Annotated in this window: 16 protein-coding genes and 1 other annotated feature; of the genes, 6 read left to right on the top strand and 10 right to left on the bottom strand. The window is 39.8% G+C overall.

Annotation, left to right across the window (positions count from 1 at the left end; translation table 11 throughout):
- Positions 1-39 precede the first annotated feature (39 nt).
- A complete protein-coding gene (locus MHI04_RS11300) occupies positions 40-915 on the bottom strand; it encodes a site-specific integrase (RefSeq protein ID WP_036126431.1) in 876 nt (291 codons plus the stop codon).
- A 366-nt stretch (positions 916-1,281) separates the two neighbouring features.
- On the opposite strand from MHI04_RS11300, the gene MHI04_RS11295 reads away from it, so the two are divergent.
- Positions 1,282-2,076, top strand: a complete 795-nt coding sequence (locus MHI04_RS11295) for an enoyl-CoA hydratase/isomerase family protein (protein WP_036126440.1) — start codon at positions 1,282-1,284, stop codon at positions 2,074-2,076.
- 44 nt (positions 2,077-2,120) lie between these two features.
- Here the strand turns inward: MHI04_RS11295 and MHI04_RS11290 are convergent, their stop codons facing one another.
- Complete coding sequence (locus MHI04_RS11290; protein ID WP_036126442.1) at positions 2,121-2,936, bottom strand: AAA family ATPase; 816 nt, start codon at positions 2,934-2,936, stop codon at positions 2,121-2,123.
- Positions 2,937-3,757: 821 nt separating this feature from the next.
- Between MHI04_RS11290 and MHI04_RS11285 the strand changes: the two genes are divergently transcribed.
- Positions 3,758-4,933 carry an aminotransferase class I/II-fold pyridoxal phosphate-dependent enzyme gene (locus MHI04_RS11285; RefSeq protein ID WP_058844421.1) on the top strand — a complete coding sequence of 392 codons (1,176 nt, stop codon included), beginning with the start codon at positions 3,758-3,760 and terminating at the stop codon, positions 4,931-4,933.
- Between the two features lie 71 nt (positions 4,934-5,004).
- On the opposite strand, the gene MHI04_RS11280 is transcribed toward MHI04_RS11285, so the two are convergent.
- The 3 genes from MHI04_RS11280 to MHI04_RS11270 all read right to left on the bottom strand — a co-directional run bounded on the left by MHI04_RS11280 (position 5,005) and on the right by MHI04_RS11270 (position 7,676).
- On the bottom strand, positions 5,005-5,370 hold the full coding sequence (locus MHI04_RS11280) for a cupin domain-containing protein (protein WP_340811108.1): 366 nt from the start codon (positions 5,368-5,370) through the stop codon (positions 5,005-5,007).
- Between the two features lie 91 nt (positions 5,371-5,461).
- A complete protein-coding gene (locus tag MHI04_RS11275) occupies positions 5,462-6,661 on the bottom strand; it encodes an AI-2E family transporter (protein ID WP_141904389.1) in 1,200 nt (399 codons plus the stop codon).
- 64 nt (positions 6,662-6,725) lie between these two features.
- On the bottom strand, positions 6,726-7,676 hold the full coding sequence (locus tag MHI04_RS11270) for an LCP family protein (protein ID WP_036126458.1): 951 nt from the start codon (positions 7,674-7,676) through the stop codon (positions 6,726-6,728).
- A gap of 174 nt (positions 7,677-7,850) precedes the next feature.
- On the opposite strand from MHI04_RS11270, the gene msrA reads away from it, so the two are divergent.
- Positions 7,851-8,372, top strand: a complete 522-nt coding sequence (gene msrA, locus MHI04_RS11265; RefSeq protein ID WP_089933578.1) for a peptide-methionine (S)-S-oxide reductase MsrA — start codon at positions 7,851-7,853, stop codon at positions 8,370-8,372.
- Between the two features lie 54 nt (positions 8,373-8,426).
- On the opposite strand, the gene recQ is transcribed toward msrA, so the two are convergent.
- From recQ to argS, 4 genes are all read right to left on the bottom strand, one after another.
- Entirely contained in the window at positions 8,427-10,199 is a 1,773-nt protein-coding gene (gene recQ, locus MHI04_RS11260; RefSeq protein ID WP_036125973.1) for a DNA helicase RecQ, read from the bottom strand.
- Positions 10,200-10,206: 7 nt separating this feature from the next.
- Positions 10,207-11,310 carry a hypothetical protein gene (locus tag MHI04_RS11255; protein ID WP_036125975.1) on the bottom strand — a complete coding sequence of 368 codons (1,104 nt, stop codon included), beginning with the start codon at positions 11,308-11,310 and terminating at the stop codon, positions 10,207-10,209.
- A 254-nt stretch (positions 11,311-11,564) separates the two neighbouring features.
- Complete coding sequence (locus MHI04_RS11250; RefSeq protein WP_342535756.1) at positions 11,565-12,740, bottom strand: MFS transporter; 1,176 nt, start codon at positions 12,738-12,740, stop codon at positions 11,565-11,567.
- A gap of 151 nt (positions 12,741-12,891) precedes the next feature.
- Entirely contained in the window at positions 12,892-14,571 is a 1,680-nt protein-coding gene (gene argS / locus MHI04_RS11245; protein ID WP_342535770.1) for an arginine--tRNA ligase, read from the bottom strand.
- A 38-nt stretch (positions 14,572-14,609) separates the two neighbouring features.
- Positions 14,610-14,828: a binding site (T-box leader), on the bottom strand.
- Between the two features lie 113 nt (positions 14,829-14,941).
- Here argS and MHI04_RS11240 point away from each other — a divergent pair.
- Both MHI04_RS11240 and MHI04_RS11235 read left to right on the top strand, forming a co-directional pair.
- Positions 14,942-15,241, top strand: a complete 300-nt coding sequence (locus MHI04_RS11240; RefSeq protein WP_131520404.1) for a metalloregulator ArsR/SmtB family transcription factor — start codon at positions 14,942-14,944, stop codon at positions 15,239-15,241.
- 261 nt (positions 15,242-15,502) lie between these two features.
- Positions 15,503-16,546, top strand: coding sequence for an MFS transporter (locus tag MHI04_RS11235; RefSeq protein ID WP_342535755.1), 1,044 nt, complete (start codon positions 15,503-15,505; stop codon positions 16,544-16,546).
- A gap of 166 nt (positions 16,547-16,712) precedes the next feature.
- Here the strand turns inward: MHI04_RS11235 and MHI04_RS11230 are convergent, their stop codons facing one another.
- Complete coding sequence (locus MHI04_RS11230; RefSeq protein WP_036125984.1) at positions 16,713-18,599, bottom strand: FAD-dependent oxidoreductase; 1,887 nt, start codon at positions 18,597-18,599, stop codon at positions 16,713-16,715.
- 630 nt (positions 18,600-19,229) lie between these two features.
- Here MHI04_RS11230 and MHI04_RS11225 point away from each other — a divergent pair.
- Positions 19,230-20,834 carry an ATP-binding cassette domain-containing protein gene (locus MHI04_RS11225; RefSeq protein ID WP_036125988.1) on the top strand — a complete coding sequence of 535 codons (1,605 nt, stop codon included), beginning with the start codon at positions 19,230-19,232 and terminating at the stop codon, positions 20,832-20,834.
- The last annotated feature ends 306 nt before the right edge of the window (positions 20,835-21,140 follow it).

The raw sequence follows: 21,140 nt of genomic DNA, 5'->3' as shown, positions 1-21,140 counted from the left end.
CGTGCAGTAATGGTGATAAATCGCGATTACTGCACGCTTTTATTCGAAGCGTTGCTGTCTTTCTGTCAGCACCCATTTCCTCACATAGCCCATTTCTTGTTGGATATGCTCCAGCGTTTTTTCCTGCTGAAAAGCCCGTTGCATAACGGTATATCGCAAATCGGTTGCTCTTATGTTTTTTCCTATATCTTGTGACATCGTTTGAAAAATACGCTCCACCGTCTTCGTTGAAATTGGCTTCACAATACTTGCCTCACTTACCCAAACCCATTCCCCTACCTCTTGCCCATGTAAAACTGTTGTCGCTAGTTTATACTGAGCTAGCATGTCCATTAGTACAGGAGAACATTTTATTTCTCGACGGCCATTTCGATTCGCAATAAAAAGGGTTGCCTTTTCTTCGTTAAAATGAGTCCATTTCATTCGCACAAGCTCTGCAGGCTTACAACCTGTTTCCATCAACATTTGGACTATACAGCCATTGCGTCTAGCCAGCCAAGCATGCTCCTCTGTTTTTGCATATTGAAAATAGGTTGGCCAAACGTTGGCAATTTGCATAATCTGCGTATTGGTCAGTACTTGCAGCACCTCTTTTTGCCTTTTTTTCGGCTGTAAAATGGGCTGATAATCAAAAGGTGTCACCCATTCTCGTAAAAAAATAAAGTCTACAAAGCCTCTCAATGTCGCTATTTTATGGTTAAATGTATTGATATTGCAGTAGGTTTCCTTGAGATAGTCACAATAAAGCTGTAATAGATTTTTTAATTGATGATCCACATACAAGTATTGGTGTTCATGGGCGAACGTTAAAAATTGCTGTCCATCTATGTTGTACTGCTTTTTTGTGGCAGCACTTTTTTTCAATGATTGCAGCAGTAAGATGTAACTATTCCATGCTTCCTTGAGTGTGACCATATTGCCCCTCCTTGTTTGCTGTGCGTCATGTCATTTTATTTTACTATATTTTGGGTGCGTGTGTTTCAATTCATTTTATAATAATTTAGTGTCGGATAATCTGTAATATCAATACACAAGCCGCTTCCAGTCTTCAAATGCCCCTTACGTGCATAAGAAACGTATGTTCCTACAGTAGTTTCTCATATCTTTTGCTTTCTTACAATAGTAAATTCCGCTCCCCTGTTATAGAACAATAAATGCTAACTATTCCCTACATTCTTGTATAACAACGCAATTTTATGTGAAAATTCATATCATTTCGTGTTTATAGTTGATTGTGTTATATAATAAAGATAGACATTAATACGTAGGAGGCTTTCCACTATGCAAGTAAAGACGACACGATTGGAAGCAGAAGATGCAAAAATCATTTATCAAGAAACAGCTGGACTAGCGATAATTACGATTCACCGACCACAGGCAAAAAATGCGTTAACCGCAAACATGTGGGATCAATTAGCAAAGATTGCCCTACAAGTATTAGACAATCCGAAAAATAAAGTACTCATTTTACGAGGCTCTGGTCAAAGCTTTACCGCAGGCTCTGATATTAAAGAATTTAATGCCATCTCACTTGAACAAGCCGAGGAGGCGTTTGTACATATGGAAAAAACCATTTCCACAATTGAGCGCCTTCCGATTCCAACAATCGGCGTCATCAACGGGCCTGCGATGGGCGCTGGTTTAGAATTGGCATTAGCTTGTGATATCCGCATTGGCTCAGACAAAGCCAAGCTCGGCATTCCTGTCGGAAAATTAGGCATCACCATAAACAATAAATTTGCGCAACGTTTAGTACAGCTCGTTGGCCCTGCGACCACAAAGGATTTAGTCTTTACAGGACGCATGTTTAAAGCGGAGGAAGCCTTCAAGCTTGGGATGCTTAACTACTTAGTAGCCGAAAAGGATTTAAATAAATATATGATTCGCATGGGCAAGCTTGTGGCAGGCATGTCGCCAGAGTCCTTGCTTGCTGTGAAGCAATCCGTTCAAGAATGTCTCGATAGTGTGCCGACATTATGGCAAGGCTCTTCACCGTTTGTAGGCAGCGATTTCGCCGAAGGCTGTCGTGCCTTTGTGGAAAAACGTCAGCCACAGTTCAGCCGTCAACCAAAATAAAAACAGGTACTCTCGTCGCAAAGTGCGTTGGGAGTACCTGTTTTTCACGACTTTTTCTTTTGTATAGCCGTCTTGACATGAACATGAATCGCATCTAATTCATAGCCAAATTGTAAATAAAACGCCTTCTGCACCGCCTGCTGTAGCTCTAGTAAACGCGCTGCTAATGGATAATCTATCGGTAGCTTTACTTGTATAGTCAGAATAGCTTGAGCCTGATCTCCTAACAAAAATTGGGCCTGTTCCACCTTTTGTACAATTGCTTGTTGACTACAGCAATACGTCAGTAGCTGAACATAAACATGCTTGCTAATTTCAATGTACTCCCGTTGAAAATCAGGTCGCACTATCGTTGTTTCCCCGATTTTTTCGCGTTTTGATGAAAAAATCTCCATGCCCTTTTGTACCAATCGTTTAAAAAAGTTTTGCTCCACTTGTCGATAAGGAATTGGCATCACATGCTTGCCCTGCGTTTGACGAATAAAACGAGCTTTTTGAATTTCCTTAAAGGAACGAACATCCTCCACATCGTAATAATGTTCAATGGGTCCAAGATCTAGCTGCTTAGCAATACTATTCGTCATTTTAGTGGATGTCCCAATCAGTAAAATGGACTGCACCTTATGACTTGCTAACGCTTTTTTGACAGCCTCACGATGTTCCTGTTCCGTAAAAATGGCACGTCGTACAGCGGTAATTGTATTTTTTTCGAATTTGGCAGAAATGCCAGCAACTCTTATTCCATTGACAATGAGAAGACCATCATCAATGATAGCCTCCACTCCTAATTTATGAGCAAAGGCAAGGGCACTCGTACTTTTGCCTGTGCCGCTTGGTCCACTTAACGAATATACCTTCACTGCCCTCTCCCTCCCTTACTAAATGGTTTGCGTATCAGGTAGTATCATACATGCTTCGAAATAGTGTGCATGCCGCAACTATGGTATTCCTCATAGTATCATAGTCAGCAGCTGCGTAGGTTTTTACATACAATGCCCGCTAGTCCGCTGGCATATAGCTTTTTTAATACCTCCCTATCTTGGCTGTAGACAATTGAAAATCGTAATGCTGAACGATTCATCATGTTTTGTAAAGACTGCCTTGTCGTACACTTGCATAGGCAGTTTGTTTTGCCCCTACTCATCCAGCATTGCCACTGTCAATAATAGGGGAACATCAATACGATGGCTATCCTTTAATACTATTCAGTATGTATAGCTGTAAGCAAAGTCTATGTCCGATCTTGTAAAAAGGAGGTTGTTTCTGTTACGGCGCAGACAATAGTGAAACCTTGCAACATATCGTTCACTACTGAATCAGCTATTCAATCGTTAAGATGCATGCTCTCCCCACCTGAAAAACTTTATACTCAGTATAATACAATTTTCTCTTTGAAGGTATTTATAGTCGCTTATCCCAACATCAGACAATCTATTTTCGCTAGCCTATGCACACATCCTCTACATTATATAAATATTTTCTTTTTTCAGAATATCTGCCCATTTCTGTGCTTTAGTATGATAAAATGTGTACTACTATTCTGTTATCTCGCATAAACAGGCCCGTAAGCAAACAATGGTCTGTTAAAGCCCGATTTGTGCAAACAAACAATTAGCGTAGACAAGAGAATCATCTACGGATTGACGTTGCACTTTATACAACGATAAGGAGTGTACTAGTTTTGAAAATCGTACCATCTAAAAAAATGTCATTATTTACACCAGCAATTTTCGGAGATTTGAAAAATTTTGCCCGTGAGCAGCAAGCAAAGGGCATGACCTTGATTGACTTAAGCTTAGGAAGCCCTGATCTTCCTCCACATGCCAAAATACGTGAGCATCTTTCTTATCGCGCAGGGTTAGCTGAATCTTACGGCTACACACTGACAGGCACACAGCGTTTTTATGAAGCCGTTAGTCGCTACTATAAGCGTCGTAGCCATGTCGATTTAGATCCCGCTACGGAAATTATTCAAACTATTGGCTCTCAAGAAGGCCTTGTCCATTTACCGATAGCTTTTTGTGACCCAGGAGACATCGTGTTATCCACAAACCCAGCCTATGTTGCCTATGATGCAGGAATTCACTTAGCAGGGGCAACACCTTATTACATGCCTCAAACGGCCGATAATGGTTATTTACCTGACTTAGACGCTGTCCCAGAAGAAATTGCTGAGAGAGCAAAGCTATTGATTTTAAACTTACCAGGGAATCCTGTACCAGCGATGCCGTCCTTAGCGTATTTTGAAAAAGTCATTGCCTTTGCCAAAAAATATAATATTATCGTCCTTCATGATGCGGCATACTCCGAGTTTTATTTTACAGGTGATGGTCCGATTAGCTTCCTTGCAGCACCAGGTGCAAAAGAAGTCGGTATGGAGATTAACTCCCTCTCCAAAAGCTTTAGTCTTGCAGGAACGCGTATTGCCTATATCGCAGGAAATGCTGAAATGATCGCCGTTATTAAGCAATTAAAATCAAATTTAGACTTCGGTATTTTTGAGCCTATTCAAGATGCAGCAGTCGTCGCACTTGATAACGCAGAAGAAATTACGGAAAGCTTACGTGCCACATTCTCAGAACGTCATAAAACCCTGATGAACGGCTTACAAGCATTAGGCTGGGAAGCCGCACCATCTGATGGTGGAATGTTCGTATGGGCAAAATATCCGTTCGATATGGACTGTACAGAACTAGCCTTTCAATTAATTGAACAAGTTGGCGTTGTAACCGTTCCTGGTACCGTATTTGGTACGGCTGGACAAGGCTATTTACGTTTAGCATTGGTGCAACCAAAGGAACTTCTTCAAGAAGCTGTTGATCGCTTAGCACAAGTGCAATTACTGGCACAAAGCTAGTGCTTTTGAAAAATAATAAACCCTTCTAACCTTGTCTGTTAGAAGGGTTTTACTATGACTATTCAGGAATGTTAAATCCACACATCATTTTCAGCAGTTAGCTCTGATTGTGCTTCGCCTGTATTGACAACCCCCATCGGCTCTACAAGTAGAATTTTACACTCAGAAGCCGCATAAGGTTTATGTTCAACATGGCGTGGTACGACAAACATCTCTCCTTCATTTAAACGCACTTCTCCATCTCTGAATTCGATGATTAGCTGCCCTTCAATGACGATAAACACTTCATCCGTATCATCATGTTTATGCCAAACAAAATCCCCTTGTACTTTAACTAATTTAAATTGATAATCATTCATTTCAGCAATCACTTTCGGAGACCAATGCTCTTGAAACTTAGTTAATTTTTCTTGAAAATTAATCGGTATGTATGTCATGCCCTTTTCCCCCATCCTTTTGATGAATCTACTAATAAGGATAACACACATTAAAAAAACAGCTACTGTCAAACGGCAGTAGCTGTTTTTATCACACATCATATTTTTGATGAACATCATCTTCGTAACGGTTGTAACGCTGTTTAAAGAGCTTGAATAAATGGGTCACCAGCACCTTAAAGATCGCATAGCCTGGAATCCCTAAAATAACACCAGGAACACCGAATAATGAGCCTGCCGTTAATAAGACGAAAATGATCGTAATCGGGTGAATACTGAGTGATTTCCCCATGATTTGAGGAGAAATGAATTTTCCTTCGATTAATTGAACAATCGTCCATACAATCGCCAGCTTAATCAACATCAATGGAGATGTGACAAGGGCAATAATAACGGCTGGTGTAATGGCAATGACTGGCCCCAAATAAGGAACTACACTTGTAATCATCGCTAGGAATCCAAGCAATAAAGCATATTTCATGCCAATGATTAAAAAGCCAATGGTCACCATTGCTCCAATACACATAGATACTAAAATTTGCCCCTGTATGTATGAACTAATTTGCTTGTCCATGTCATGGAAAATTTCAGTGACTTCTTTACGCATACGTGGTGGGCACACTTTCAGCATAAATTTCGGTAATTTTTCGCCCTCTTTTAATAAGTAAAATAAAATGAATGGCACCGTTACAAGTGATAGCACAATACCTGTTAAGGTTGAAAGGAAGCCCGTAATACCTGTGGCCACACCTTGCGCTACATTTGCAGCTGTTTCCCTTACAGTTTTCACCATATCTGTAGTGAAGTTTTTAACCACTTCATTGTAATCAAAATTAATTTTATCTAAATAATCGTTAAAACGTGAATTGTTCAAGAATGCAACGATATTTTGTGTAAACTTCATGAAATACTCTGGGAATTCCTGTGCTAAGTTCGTGAACTGGTCGCGTAAAAATGGATAAACCAACACAACGAGTAGTGTAATGACACCAATAACCGCAATGTATAGTATTAAAATCCCCCAAATTCTTGGGATTCGCCATCTGACCAAGATCGCCAACAATGGACGCAATAAATAGTAGCCTATGACGGCTAGTACCCCTGGTAAAATCACTACTTCAAATAATACTTGTAACGGGGTAAAGATAAAGGAAACCTGATTAAACATAAAAATAACACATGCAACTAGTAATAAAATCACCAGCATAAATAATAGGTTTCTACCACCTAAAAAACGAATAAACTTGGTTGCTAATAGGCTTGAACGCTCTTTTGGTCTTTCTTTTTCCATATATCCACCCCAATCCAAATGCTCTACCTTTATATTACAGGATAATGTTGGTTTTTGCGAAACATCACTCCAGTGAAATACCTAAAAATTCACTTAAAAAGGCTTTGTTTTGCTCCACATCAATGACGATGGAATCGCCTGCATGACTAAAGTTTTGGAATTGATAGCTACCTTCGATGGGAATCGTTGCTTTTTCAATGTTGACCTTACCTTTAGATAGCAATTTAAGCACTTGCTGCATTTCCTCAGCAGATGAATAATCGGTTGTTATATAGCCCTGTGCAGCTCCAACAAATTTTGGTAAATTTAACATGTTCGTAGGCGTTAATAGCTCTGTTTTTAAAGCCTCAATGACTTTTTGCTGACGGGCAACACGACCGAAATCTCCTTCAGCATCGTGACGGAAACGTGCATAGCCTAATAGCTCCTGTCCATTTAAATGATGAACACCTTGCTTTAACTCTACCCCAATATTTTCAGACATATCCTTTTCTACATCCATTTCCACACCATTTGGCGCTAAAATGTCCACTAATGATTCAAAGTTTTTAAAATCAATTAGGGCATAATGATGAATCGGTAAGCCAAACATATTTGTCAATGTATCCTTTAATAGCTGTACACCGTCTAGGTAGTAAGCTGTATTAAGTTTATAGGATTGATAGCCTGGGATATCTGCGTAAATATCACGCATAAAGGACACAAGCTTAATATCATTGTTTGCTTTATTCCAGGATAATACCATCATCGTATCTGTACGAGATTTTTCCTCGCCGCGTGTATCGACTCCTAAAATTAAATAGTTCTCAATATCCCCTTTGATTGTATCTCCAGAAAAATCCTCCTGCGCTACTTTCGTATCATTCGCCAGCTCAAGCCCGCTGCGATATTGCATGACAGCATATCCGACGATGACAATGATACACAGTAATAATAGTGTAAAAATTGCTCTCCCTTTACGTAATTTACGTTTTTTAGGACGTTGGGAGCGTCTCGTATAATCTTGCTCTTCCATAACAACTAACTCCTCTATTTTGATATAGTTAATGTAACGATTGATTAGCTAGAAAGTTTCATTTTGGCAATCAGCTATTCCATGTTTTTCTATCTCATCATTATTTTACACCTAATTACTCAGTTTCGAGCAAAACAATGCTATAATATTTTCACAAAAGAAAGGATGATGTAAATGATCGAAAAAGCTACATTTGCTGGCGGATGTTTTTGGTGCATGGTGAAGCCATTCGTCGAGTGGGACGGTATACATAAAGTGACTTCTGGCTATATGGGCGGCCATTTAGAAAACCCAACCTATGAAGATGTTAAGGAAGGATCTTCGGGCCATTTAGAAGTGGTCGAAATTGAATTCGATCCTGCTATTTTTAGTTATGAGCAGCTCCTGGATATTTACTGGATGCAAATTGACCCAACGGATGCTTATGGACAGTTCCATGATCGTGGAGAATCCTATACAACAGCTATTTTTACCTACACAGATGAGCAAAAGCAAATCGCAGAGGCCTCAAAAGAAAAGCTTGCCAATAGTGGACGCTTTGATAAACCTATTGTAACCAAAATTCGCGATGCTGAACGCTTCTATCCAGCAGAAGACTATCACCAAGATTATTATAAAAAAGAGACGGAACACTATCAGCAAGATCGTGCCAATTCTGGCCGTGATACATTCATAACAAAGCACTGGGAACAATAATGAAAAGAGGTGTCTCACAATGGAGAGACACCTCTTTCTACGTAATAAGCACTATTACACGGAAGCTTCTAAAAACGATTGTAATGCGTCAAAGAATCGCTTACCGTACTTGTCAAATTTCACCTCACCAATACCGCTCACCTGTCGTAAATCCTCCAGTACGGCTGGCTTCTTATCACATAAATCACGCAATGTTTTGTCAGAGAACACTACAAATGGTGGCACCTTTTCTTCATCTGCAATCTCTTTGCGCAATACGCGTAAATGTTCGAATAAAGGATCGTTGTCCACCAGCTTCTTCACTGCTACAGCTTCCTTGCGCATAACCTGTCGATTGCCAAGCAGTACTTCCTTGCCATTCGCTGATACATATATGGTTGGGAATGTCCCATGCTTCACAGCAAGTAAACCTTCCGCAATTAAAAATTCAATGAAGTTCGAAACATCCTTTGAGGCATATTTTCCTTTTAAGATGCCATAGGTCGATAAACGTGCAAAGCCAAATTCCGTTATTTTTTGATTTTTGGAGCCAATCAACACCTGAGCCACCATGGTCTTGCCGAATTTTTGTCCCATGCGTACCACACAGGCTAACACCTTTTGTGCATCCTCAGTCACGTCTGTCACTGCCCGCCCATCATTGCAATTACTACAGCGCCCACAAGGCTCCTCTGGCTCTTCAGCAAAATAGGATAAAATCGCATTTTGTAAGCAGCCCTCTGTATGGCAATAATCGACCATCGTTTGGAGCTTGGCTAATTCTTGGGCTATACGTGCTTCATCCTGTGTTTGTTCAATTAGAAAACGCTGTGTTTGGACGTCCCCAGAAGCATATAATAAAATACAGGCACTCGGCAGACCATCACGTCCTGCACGACCCGCTTCTTGGTAATAACTCTCCATATTACGAGGCATTTGATAATGCAACACAAAGCGCACATTACTTTTATCAATCCCCATACCAAAAGCATTCGTTGCTACCATAATACGTGCTTCATCTTTTAAAAACCGCTCCTGCTCAGCTATTCGCAAGTCCTCTGACAGACCCGCATGATATTTCGCAACCGCTTCACCAGAGCGACTCAGCATGTCATAAATCGCGTCTACTGCTTTTCGAGTGGCTGCGTAAATAATGCCGACTTCCTGTTTATTTTGTTGTACATAATTTTTTACATAACGTTCTTTATTTTCACCAATTAGTACGGACAGCGCCAAATTTTCACGTGAAAAGCCTGTCATGACTGTCGCTTGCTCATCAATCGTTAGTAATTGGCGAATGTCATCACAGACAGCTGGTGTCGCAGTGGCTGTCAGCGCTAAAACCGCGGGCTTTTGTGACCATAGTGTAAACAGCTTTTGAATGGAGCGATAGCTTGGTCTAAAGTCATGCCCCCATTGCGAGATACAGTGTGCCTCATCTACCGCTATTAACGGCACAGGTAAATAGGATAGTGCTTGCAGAAAGGATACACTTTCCAATCGCTCAGGCGCAATATAGAGAAGTTTTAAATAGCCTGCGCTCGCTAGTTGCATCGTTTCATCTACTTCCTGTGCCGACAACGTACTGTTAATATAGGCGGCAGGAATGTTCGCCGCACGTAAAGCCTCCACCTGATCTTGCATCAGAGATATAAGGGGGGAAATGACAATAGTTAACCCATCTAGCATTAATGCAGGAATTTGATAGCAAATGGATTTCCCTCCACCAGTTGGCATGACACACAGGCTCGACTGCCCTCGTAATGTTTGTTCTATAATTTGGGCTTGTCCTTGGCGAAAGGCTTCATAGCCAAAATGATGCTGTAGCATTTGTCTTGCTTGCTCCATGCAAAGTTCACTCCTCGTTTGTTAGACGAAGTAGCATGTACTCGCCCTGTTCATTTTTTTCGATTTCATACAGTATGATGGAATGGGCAAGTGCCTCCTGCCCTGCAGCATTCGTCAAAACATATTCCGTTTTAGCACGTAGAATAAGATGCTGGCCTTCTATACGAATAGCTTGAATATCGGTATTAGAGAAATGGATCTTAGCTTGTTTGGAAGCATAATAAGCAACCATGCTATTCAAGGTCTCTTGTAAATCCTCTGTTCCGACAATTGGTTTCATGACACTCGCATCCTGAATGGCCACAGCCGCCTTTAAATGCTTATGGAACGTATCTAAAAACAGCTTGATTTCATCTGTATTATACGCAAACACATTCTCACCATATTGCTCGATTGCTTGCTGTACAGCTTCTTTGTCACCTTGTTCTATATAGGGATATAAATTTTTGGATTGGGACAATCGTACACTTGCTTTCATGCCATCCTCAATCCATTTATCCACGAATGATTGGATTTCCTTCATCGGCAATATGTATGGCTGGGACTCTCCTTGCTGTTGACGATTAAAATATAGTCCAACAATAGCTCCATTTTCAGCCTCCATTACAGGACTTCCTAAAGGCATAGCTTGTTTCACATCTATATAATAGGCCGCTACCTTATCTTGATATTTCTGAATCGTGTAGGGCAAGCCATTCACATAAACGGCTAGCTGATTCAGCTCACCTTCATACGTTTTTGGCACATGCACATTCGCTTTATACGTTACTTGCAGAAGTGCTAGATTATGAGCTGTTGACATGACATGTACGTTTGCTGCCATTAGCTTGTCCTGACCAAATTGAACAAGGGCCGTCGGTTTGGAAGCAACTAATGCACCATTTGTTAAAATATACAGCTGATCCTCCTGCTGCTTGATAATAATACCTGCTCCAACACCATACTCTCCGATGACTTTGACCTCTGGGACAATTTTTTCCTCTTGCTTGGTCACTGCCCCCTCTGTTTGAACCTCCGCATTTTTACTTTGAAACCAGCCTGTGCCTATTTGACTGTCACAGCCTGTAACGAGGAAAGCCGTCGCTCCTAACACGAGCATTTTTTTATACATACCTTCACCAAAACTTTCTATTCATCATTCTCTATTATCTATCATAATCAAGGATTTGTGATGTTTCAAGTTTACATAATATTATTATTTCTATAATAATGTTAGGGAAATGCGACAACACCGCTAAATATATTTCATTCTACCTATTATTATTTATGAAATACGAAATTTGCTATGAGGATTGGAGGATAACTGGACCTAAAAATAATTTTCATTAAAAAAGACATGCGCATTGCTTCACATGTCTTCTTCGATTATTTTTTTCTTAACAGTCTTGTCGATACGATAATGCCCACCATCAACAGTAAAAAGATGATATAAGTCCATGTATGATTGCCTGTGATATCATAGCAAACCCCGATCATAATGGGAATAATTGCACTCAGCATAAAGCCACCTGATAGCACCATGGATGACCAGCTATTAGCCTCCAGATCATTTTTGGCTTCATCCAGCGGTAACAATAAGCCAATCGGAAATAGACCACTTAGAACAATGCCGATTAATAAAACAGCAAGCCATAAATAGACGCCTAACGTAAGCCATAATAGCGTGAAACCAATTAATCCTACAAAGCCTAGTGCCAGTATCCATACCATTCGACTTGACCATTTTTCCATGAGCATCGGCACTGCAATATTGCCGATCATTTGCACAATAGACATAAACGTCAGCATAGCACTTGCTGTTTCTAGTGATAAGCCTTTATCCTGCAACAGCGGTGTAAGCCACGCCATCATCGAAAAAAACAGCGAGGTTTGTAAGCCAAAGTACAGTAAGATTGCCCAAGCACGTCCAGATGTCCAAGGATTACGAGCATATTCAGTCGTCGTTATCTTTAGAACTTGTTCATTTTGCTGTGATGGTATGGCCCATAACCAAATAACTAGCGCCACTAATGCAAGTAGAGCCCATATCCCAAGAGCGACGGTCCAGCTATTGCCGAAACGTTGATAAAATGTCACCGTTAAGGCCGCACTTAATGTAGCACCTACGCCAATGCCGAAGGAATAAATGCCAATCACAGTCGTAAAACGCTGTGGAAACTTTTTCTTAATAAAGGCATTTAAAATAGGACCAATCATCGCAATAGCTAAGCCTGCTGCAAAGCTTGTCACAATGAGCAAAGCGTAGCTTTCTTGTAAAAGGCGTAGTCCATTGGCAAGGACGAGAATAGCCACTAAAAATGTTATGGCGGATTTCGTGCCAACCTTTCGCTGAAGCGGTACAGCCAAAGGTGCAAATAAACCCATACAAAAAACGGGGATGGATGTCAGAAAACTCATACTTGTATTGGAGACATGTAAGGATGTCATCAGTACATTATAAAGTGGGCCAATCCCTGTTACTGCAGGTCTCATATTGAGTGCAACAAAAAATATACTGATGACCACTAGTATAAGTGAAAGGGTCCATTGTTTTTTTGCCATTTGTTCAATATCCTCTCTACTGCCACTCAACATTCATTGCTGAAAGAGTTTGTTTATTTATTCCTCTCTCCTTTTACCATGTTTTCGATAGACGGTCAATCTTGGGACAGTTTCTTGAAAATGGCTGTTTTTTATCTTGATTCAGTAGATGTCACATATTTTCAGGTAATTCAATGCCCAATAAGGCGAATGATTCTTTTAAGACAATCGCAACACATGAACAAAGTGCTAGACGTGACGCTTGATATTCATCATCCGCTAATATTTTCTGTTGGGCATAATATTTATTCAATAAACGGGCCAATTGTAAGGCATATTTCGCTATTTGGGACGGGTCAGCCTGATCAAAAGACGTAGCTACCACTTTCGGAAACTGCTCCAGTAATAAAACAATTGGCCAAGCCTGCTCTCCTAATGGCTGGAAGGTCATCACTTCAGCTGGGGCGTTTGCTTTTTCTAAAATGGAGCAAAGACGGGCATACGTATACTGTACATAAGGACCTGTTTCACCTTCAAAATTCATCATTTGCTCGATCGAAAATTCAATATCATTGAGGCGATGGTATTTCAAATCATTAAATATAACTGCGCCAACCCCAACTTGCTGGGCTACTCGCTCCTTGTTAGGAAGATGGGGATTTTTCTCTTCGATATTACGCTTCGCCGTCGCAATGGCCTCTGCTAGCACATCTGCTAATAACACCACTTTGCCTTTACGGGTCGACATTTTTTTGCCATCCTTGAGCATCATCCCAAATGGGACGTGCTGTAGATTTTTGGCCCAAACATAGCCCATTTTTTCGATGACTTGAAAAAGTTGTTTAAAATGGAGGGATTGCTCATTGCCAACAACGTAGAAAATCTTTTCTGGCTGGTAGTGCTGTTGGCGATACAGGGCGGCAGCTAAATCGCGTGTCGCATAAAGCGTGGCTCCATCTGTTTTCGTCATTAAGCATGGGGGCATTTCCTCCATCTCCACAACATACGCCCCATCTGATTCCACTAGGAGCCCTTTTTCTTGTAGTTCTGTCACAACAGGCTTCATTTTGTCATTGTAAAAGGCTTCTCCTGTAAAAGCATCAAAGTGAATTCCTAGCAACTCGTATATTGATTGAAATTCTACTAATGATACATCTCGGAACCATTGCCATAATGCCAGTGCCTCTGCATCGCCATCCTCCAATGCTTTAAAAGCGGCACGTGCCTGTTCAATCAGTGCTGGGTCTTGCTCTGCCTCTTCATGAAACTGCACATAAATCTTTAATAGCTCCACAATTGGTGACGCGGTAATGGCTTGCTTATCACCCCAATGTTGATAAGCCACAATAAGCTTACCGAACTGTGTACCCCAGTCCCCTAAATGATTGATGCGAATCGCTTGATAACCATTTTTTTCTGCCATATTGGCTAAAGCATTCCCAATGACTGTTGAACGTAAATGCCCCATCGAGAATGGCTTCGCAATATTAGGAGATGAAAAATCTAGGACGACAGCTCCCATCCCCGTTTGATTAGTTCCATATGATTGTTTTGCTTGCATGATGTTGCTTAGCACTTGTTGCGTCGCTTTTTGTTGATCTAGAAAAATATTGACATAGCCTCCAACAGCTTGCACACGCTGGATATTGTCATTGTTTAATTGACTTGCTATATCCGCTGCAATAGTTTGTGGTGACTTTTTCCATCTTTTTGCTAAGGTAAAACAAGGAAATGCCACGTCCCCTAGCTCCGAGCTTTTTGGTTTTTCTAATAATGACGCAATATCATCTGCTGTTAATTGATGATTTACTACTTCTGCCATACTTTCAGCGATTTGTTTATTCATCTTGATCCTCCTCCTGTCCAAATAAAAAAGCCCCCGTCTCTAAAATTAGAGACGAGAGCATTATAATCCCGTGGTACCACTCTAGTTGCCATTTAATATGACCACTTTCCATTGTTAACGAGGTGACGCCCCGCTATTCTCTACTACTTGTTCGAGAATCTTCTCCAAAGTGCGCTTCATTCATGGTTTCTGCATTAGGCTCACACCACCCCTAACTCGCTTGCCAGTTGTCCATCAATTACTCTCTTCTTCATCGAATTTTTCTATGATTTTGACATATATTACAGGACTTCCTTATTGACGTCAACCATTTTTAAAATATAATGTCGGTACTTAGCAATTGACATATCGAGATAATTCGATATATTATTGCGGTATGGAACCAATTGAAATTTTCAAAGCGTTATCAAATGAGACTAGGCTAAACATCTTACAGTGGCTGAAGGAACCTGAGAAACATTTCCCAAAAGTGAGTATCGAAGGAGGCGTATGTGTTGGTGATATTCAGGAGAAAGCTAAAACTTCTCAATCAACCGTTTCTCACTACTTAAATATGATGCAAAAGGCTGGACTTCTCGAATCTTTTCGTCATGGTCAATGGACATATTATAAATTAAAAGAAGAAACGATTCATCAAATTGCCTCGTTTCTTGTATCAGATACCCAAAATGATTAAAATTGGGTTTCTGTTTAAAATGCCATATCGATTATTCACGATAAATAGATACGCTATAGACATTTGCACAATATATCGAAATTTCTCGATATATTGATATAAAGGAGTGATGTTTTTTGATTATGAATAAAGAAAATGCATTTAGCAATAAACATAAAATTTTAGCCTTCACATTAACCTTATTAACGTTTGTCATGGGAACAAGTGAATTTGTTATTGTAGGATTATTAACGGAGGTCTCTACAGATTTAAGTATACCAATTGCCACAGCTGGTTCCTGGATTTGCTATCGCCTATGCGATTGGTACACCCATCTTAACCGGTTTTGTTAGTAGATTTGCAAAATATCCACTCATGTTAGTATTGATTTCCCTCTTTATACTTGGAAATATTGTAAGTGCCCTCTCTAGTTCCTATGGTATTTTAATAACTTCCAGAGTTGTTACGGCTGTTGTCAGCGGCGTACTTACAGCATTAGCCATGTCCATAGCGAATGATAGTATGCCAAAAGAAAAAAGATCCTCTATCATTGCTTTCATATTTGTGGGCTTTACCATTGCCAACGTCATGGGTGTACCTCTAGGAACAATGGTTGGACAATGGAGTAATTGGCACATGACATTTTGGTTAACGGCAGCTTTAGGCGGGATTGCCTTTATCATCAGCATGTTTGTGCTACCTCGAAATATCAAAGCAACAAAAAGTTCACTATCAGAGCAATTAAGTTTATTTAAGCAACCTAAAATCATTCTAGCATTCTTCATTCCTGTTTTTACGATTGCTGGAACATACACAATCTATACTTTTATTACGCCCATTTTACAACAAAAACTTGGTATTGAAACGAAATACATAGGTATTGTTCTCTTAATCTATGGCTTCTTTTCAATCTTTAGTAATCTTTTAGCTGGCAAGATTGCTCAGCATAACGGTTTAGGTAGATTGCGCTATACGTTCATTATTCAGGCCATTATCTTATTTACTCTGTATTTTACGATGTCCTCTATGTGGTTAGGGCTACTGACTATTATGTTAATGGCTGTCATGCTATATACTGTTAATGCAACTGTCCAACTCTACTTCATGGATTTAGCTGAAAGATATTCTCCCTCTGCAAAAGACTTTGCATCCTCATTAACCCCTGTTGCTGTTAATGTGGGGATTGCATTAGGTTCTGCAATAGGAGGATTTGTCGTAGCTTCTGGCAGTCTAGACAAACTTTCGTGGGCTGGTGGAATCTTAGCGCTCATAGCCTCAGTGTTAACATTCATGAGCTATAGATTAAATCAAAAGGATCAAATTTAATACTTCCGTTTAACACTATATGTAAAGGTTGCTTGAAACAAAAGGAGATCTCTGACTGAGTGAGGCTGCCCATAGTGGAAATCAACGGCTTTATATTATTGTAAAATAAAAAAACTGTAGGCAAACGCTCAAATTTTTCGAGCTTGTCTACAGTCTGAAACATTCCTCAAGAAGAGGAATGCTTCTTTTCTACATAATGAATGACATCAGCCATGATGGCGTACATCTCTTTTAATTTTAATTTCTTATTGTCTGAAATTTTCTTTGCTACTTTTTCAGTGACAATTCCTTTTTCCTTTAATGTATCCCAGCTAGTCGCATTGGATTCACCAATGAGGACGTCAGCCAAATATTGAGCCATCTCATCACGTTCAATGGCTTCTTCGCCATTATTATAAACTTTATTGATGACAATTTCGAGCTGATCACTCATACCTGCTGCACTTTCTCCACCAGCTCGTAGCATACTCTCTTTTAACATTTTAGCAAACTTTATTTTTGTCGCCTGGCTGTCCACTTTTAAATCATTATCATAACCACCCACCACTAGGCCATAGTTAATGAGTGTTTGAATAGCTTCATCATACCATTTCCCTTGATATGGGTACTCCATAGAAAATGAATCAACATATGCTCCCTGTTTGTCGAGCTGTTTTCTTAACGTAGCAATTAACTGTTTATCCTTGCTCATATCTCTAAAGGTTACATCCTCTTTCATGACTAGTGCAGCCGCAGTCCCGGCCGCTTCACCTGTCACCATCCCTGTCGGAACAATGCGCGCACTACCTGCCGCCAGTGATGAATACCCTGCAGAGCGTCCAACCACCAATAAGCCATCAATGTCCTTCGGTACTAATGAACGGAAAGGAATAGCATACTGCTTTGGCGCTGCAATGACATACCCATAATCATGCGGCGTTTGTGCTTGCACATCGACTGGATAAGAAGCAATCCCAATGCTATCCCATTGGTCACTATTTTTCCACAGGTCAGCCATCGTTAATTGATATTCCGCCCAAATATGTCTCGTTTCTCTTACATAAAGTTCCTCTGGATAGCTAATAATTTCAGCCTTTTCAAACCCTGGAAAATTCGCTTGTAAATATTCTAGAATGTGTAACGTTTCTTTCTTTCCTGCGACAATAGCAGCTTGTTTCGAATTGTCATTTAAGCCATCAATACCAAAAATCTGTAATGCATTAATAAAATATTCATCATCTACACGAGCTAAGTTTAACCCTCTTAATCGTGTACCCTCTTGCAAAGGCTTGTATTCATCATGGAGCTTTGTAAAGCCCCACATCACGGTATGATTCAAATTAGCACCGCCAAACACATCGGATTTAGCCGCTTTTTTTACTTCATCCCAATCGACATTTTTCAAATGCAACATTAATGTCACAGCCATGCGTTTATCTTTTATGCCAATATCTTCTCCTCCCACAAAGAAAGGAACGTTGGACATGGCCGCAAAATCAGCATCCTGCGTGGCATCTATAAATGATTTCCCTGTCACTACATATGTACCGTACTCATTTTTTAATTCCACTGACGTTAATTGTTGTTGATGAACATTCGCTTTCACGACCTCGGTTTGCACCGACAAGGTTAAATTAGGTTCTTCATCGATCAGTTTTTTAAAGGCAGCCTTAGCACCAACAATGCCAAACGCATCTTTCCCTGTCACCAGCTCATGCCATTCCTTAAAAATACCTTCACTAATTGAGTTGTTACGACCATCACGCGGAATATCAAGGAAATTCAACATACCGTATGTAAATAATCCACCTAACTCTTGTCGTTTTTCTACCAATAAAGTTTTAGCACCATTTCGTGCCGCAGCCACTGCCGCAGCTACTCCCTCAGGTTCACCACCAATGACAATGACATCATACTCTGTCTCTATATTTTTGATTGGCTCTGGCTTTTTATACTCATCCACTAATTTATTGTATGCCATAGAGTTCGTCATTTCTTTTATAAAATAGTAGCTTCCAAACCCAAGTAAAACTACTATTACACAAGTGGCTGTCCATAATAAGCCCTTACCCATAAAGTACCTCCGATAACTAATATTTCCACAAACATGTTTATTTTATCATCATTTCCGCCTCTTGGAAGAGCTGAATGTCCTATTTTCTGTGCATCCATATGAAAGCATGTCTGTAAAGCTAACTAAAACGCCTCATCTACGGAATTCTTTGGTTTGAAAGGATTCACCTAAACTCATGAATGTAATCATTTTTTGAGGATTGGATGTTTTTTGTCCATCTGTTAGACAATGCTAGTTGCGAAAACTGGGATGATTGAAAGGAACGATCGGCTAGCAATCAAATCGGGGATGACGTGCCTACACACCAGTGATGATCAGGACGCTGTTTCCTTGAATGTAAACAATCAGCATTATTTTAGTTGATAGCTTTGTGAAGAAGCAAATAATATCCATGTGGTAAATGATGTCATTTTTCTATTCTTTTGCAAAAACAGTTAATCACACTACAATGTAGACGTCTCATCCAAAAAGAAAGTTACAGCAAGAAAAATTTTAAAAATGTATCTTTATTCAGTTTTTGTTTAACAAAAACTATTGAAAGAACGCCAAACCTTGATTTAATAATGTTTATAGACTATGGAACATATTTCATGCTATACTAGAGCCATTGTGAAAAAAGGAGGAACTTGCATGATTCAAGTTAGTAATGTAGGTCTTCGCTATGGCGATCGTAAACTATTTGAAGACGTAAATATAAAATTCACACCAGGAAATTGCTACGGTTTAATTGGGGCAAATGGTGCTGGTAAATCAACATTTTTAAAAATCCTTTCTGGTGAAATTGAAGCCCAAGAAGGTAACGTATCAATGGGCAAGGACGAACGTTTATCTGTCCTAAAACAAAACCATTTCGAATACGATGAGCATACAGTGCTCGACACAGTTATTATGGGGAATAAACGCCTCTATGATGTAAAAACGGAAAAAGACGCTATCTATGCAAAGGAAGACTTCTCAGATGAAGATGGCATGCGTGCAGCCGAGCTAGAAGGTGAATTTGCCGAGCTAAACGGTTGGGAAGCTGAATCAGAAGCTGCAACATTATTAAACGGTTTAGGTATCTCAGATGATCTTCATTACATGCTAATGGGCGATCTTGAAGGTTCTGACAAAGTCAAAGTTTTACTTGCACAGGCACTATTTGGTCAGCCTGATGTCCTTTTACTCGATGAGCCTACCAACCACCTTGACTTAAAGGCGATTCAATGGTTAGAGGAATTCCTGATTAACTTTGAAAATACAGTCATCGTAGTATCCCATGACCGTCACTTCTTAAACAAAGTATGTACACATATTGCAGATTTGGACTTCTCTAAAATCCAATTATATGTAGGTAACTATGATTTTTGGTATGAATCTTCTCAATTAGCACAAAAAATGGCGCAAGATCAAAATTCGAAAAAAGAAGAAAAAATTAAAGAATTACAAGCGTTTATCGCACGCTTCTCTGCGAATGCTTCTAAATCAAAACAAGCAACATCTCGTAAAAAAATGCTGGATAAAATTGAGCTCGATGATATTAAGCCATCAAGCCGTAAATATCCATTTATCAACTTCCAAATCGGTCGTGAAATCGGTAATGATGTACTGACAGTAGAAGATTTGACAGCAAGTCATGAAGGCGCAACATTATTCAAAGACATTCGCTTCTCTATGAACAAAGAAGACAAAATCGTTTTACTTGGTAGCCCAATGGCGAAAACAGCCCTTCTTGATATCTTAATGGAAGAAAAAGAAGCAGATGCTGGATCATTTAAATGGGGTGTCACAACATCTCAAAGCTACTTCGAAAACGATCATGACAAGTACTTTGAAGGTTCTGAGAAAACATTAGTGGAATGGCTACGTCAATATTCTCCAGACGATGAAACAGAAAGCTTCCTACGTGGATTCTTAGGACGTATGCTATTCTCTGGTGAAGAAGTGAAAAAATCCCCTGCTGTTCTATCAGGAGGCGAAAAAGTTCGTTGTATGTTATCAAAAATGATGCTTGCGACAGCAAACGTGATTTTACTTGATGAACCAACGAACCACCTTGACCTTGAATCCATTCAAGCATTGAACGAAGGCTTAATTCGTTTCAAAGGTGCCATGATTTTCACATCACATGACCATCAGTTTATCCAAACAATCGCCAACCGTGTCATCGAAATCCGTGAAGACGGCTCAATTTTAGATAAACAATTAACATATGATGAATTCTTAGAGTGGAAAGACAGCCAAGGCTTAAGCTAATTTCCACCAAAAATCCTCTACCAGCATTAGGTAGAGGATTTTTTTGTGTAGCGGATGCTGTCATAATTTATAGAATGCTATTAAGATACAAAAGATGATTTAGGAGGGGCAAAATTGCAATTATTTCGGATGTCCACGGAAATAAAACAGCATTAGAGGCAGTGGTAAAGGACATTTGATTAAGAAAGATTGAAAGAATTTTTTGTTTAGGTGATAATAACTAGTTTTGATCGAAATCTTGAAAAGCCCCTGATACATCCACTCCCCCACGACATGGAGATTTGCTTGTTCTGCTGATAATTTTCT

This window comes from Lysinibacillus sp. FSL K6-1151 (assembly GCF_038630755.1).
Classification (GTDB): Bacteria; Bacillota; Bacilli; order Bacillales_A; family Planococcaceae; genus Lysinibacillus; species Lysinibacillus fusiformis_D.
Note: the sequence above shows the minus strand (reverse complement) of the source record. Positions and strands in the feature narration are given on the sequence as shown.